Genomic DNA, 1,634 nt, shown 5'->3' with positions numbered 1-1,634 from the left:
CCAGGGCGCCAGGCACTCCCTCGAAATGCGCAGGCTCCATTTTATGCGGCAGTTTGCTCTGTTGTTGGTGGCGTTATCACTGAACCCTGCGGGGTACCTGTCTCACTTACGCTAAGCTCTCCATCTTCCAGAACGCCCGCCTTGAGCCACTTGCGCACAAGACGGATAATGCGCTGGTCGCCAATGCGGTGCTCCAGAAAGCGGACCAGCCAATCCTGGCTCAGCCCGTCAAAGAAGTTCCGTATATCCGCGTCCAGTATCCAGTTCACGGGGGTGCGATCGATGGCTACCGACAACGCATCCATCGCATCATGCTGACTGCGCCCGGGCCGAAACCCGTACGAGAAGCCAAGAAAATCTTCTTCGTAGATAGCGTTGAGCACTTCCACCACCGCGCGCTGGGCGATTTTGTCTTCCGGCGCGGCAATGCCCAACGGGCGCTGTTTGCCATCCGGCTTCGGTATGTATTGCCGCCGAACGGGCAACGCCCGATACGCGCCGCTCTGTACTTGTGCATGCAAGCGCTGAAGGTTCTCTTCCAGCTCTGCATCAAAGTACTGCCATGTCATGCCGTCCACTCCCGGAGCCGCCTTGCGCTTAAGCGCATGAAACGACTCCCGCAGCCGATCGATGGTGACATGGTGCAACAGCGCGGTGAACCGCTCCTTCTTCCGCTGCCTTGCAGCCTGCCGTACACGTTCCAGCCCGTGTGACACGCTTTCCCGGTTCTGTGCCCGGCACGTGTTGGACTGACCCGTGTTCCCCTTGGTCCCCGCCCTTCGCTCCACCCGCTCCGCAGCCGGATCCCCGACATTGTTCGCAGGCTTCATTGCTGTTGGGTCGGAGGAGGCGCGCTGACGCGCTGGCCTCCGTCCGCCGCCCAAACTGCACGTGCCGTTTTCCGGCATGCAGCTTTCACGAAGATGCAGCATGCTGAGACGCAATAGAGGGTATCAGTTGCACAAGGTTGACCAACCCGAACTCGCCATAGAGCCGCGCCTCGGGCAAGACCTTCCAGCCCATGTTGCGCCAGCGCTTGAATCGATGCGACCAGATGCGCCGCACGATCCATCGGTTGAGCCGGTTGAAGATTCGCCGGACGTGGGAGCGCTTGTAGTAGTGCCCCCAGCCCCGCAGGATGGGATTGAGCCGTCCAATCAGCTCCCGCGTTCGAAGCGGCACACATCGCTTGGTAAGACGACGCACCTGGTCCATGAAGCGCTGGACTGACTTCTCCCGGGGGTACGCGTACAGCGCACCCGACCGGGCGCCACTGCGGATTTTGGCTGTGGGCAGCGATAACTGCCGCCCACGCTTGATCTTGTAGCCGAGAAACTCGAATCCAAACCGGACATGCACGATCCGCGTCTTCTGCGGATGGAGTTGCACACCCAGTGCGCTCAGAATCTTCGTCGCCGCCGCGATGGCAGCGCGCGCTTCTGCCTGGGATGAACAGGTGATGACCCAGTCATCCGCGTAACGGGTAAGCTGGTAGCCCTTAAGCCGCATCTCCCGATCAAACGGCGTCAGGAGGATATTGCTGAGCAGCGGTGAAGCAACGCCACCAACAACAGAGCAAACTGCCGCATAAAATGGAGCCTGCGCATTTCGAGGGAGTGCCTGGCGCCCTGGTC

Annotated in this window: 2 protein-coding genes; both read right to left on the bottom strand. The window is 60.6% G+C overall.

Annotated elements, in window-relative coordinates; genetic code table 11:
• Positions 1 to 41: 41 nt before the first annotated feature.
• Positions 42 to 716 (bottom strand): reverse transcriptase domain-containing protein, encoded by a 675-nt coding sequence (locus tag AWB78_RS42445; protein ID WP_232478143.1) that lies wholly within the window; start codon positions 714 to 716, stop codon positions 42 to 44.
• A gap of 199 nt (positions 717 to 915) precedes the next feature.
• Positions 916 to 1,634, bottom strand: a 719-nt coding sequence (locus AWB78_RS42440) for a group II intron maturase-specific domain-containing protein (protein WP_269768987.1), incomplete at its 5' end; no start/stop codon positions are given.

It is taken from the genome of Caballeronia calidae (assembly GCF_900044055.2).
GTDB lineage: Bacteria > Pseudomonadota > Gammaproteobacteria > Burkholderiales > Burkholderiaceae > Caballeronia > Caballeronia calidae.
This window is presented reverse-complemented; position numbering and strand designations above follow the sequence as displayed.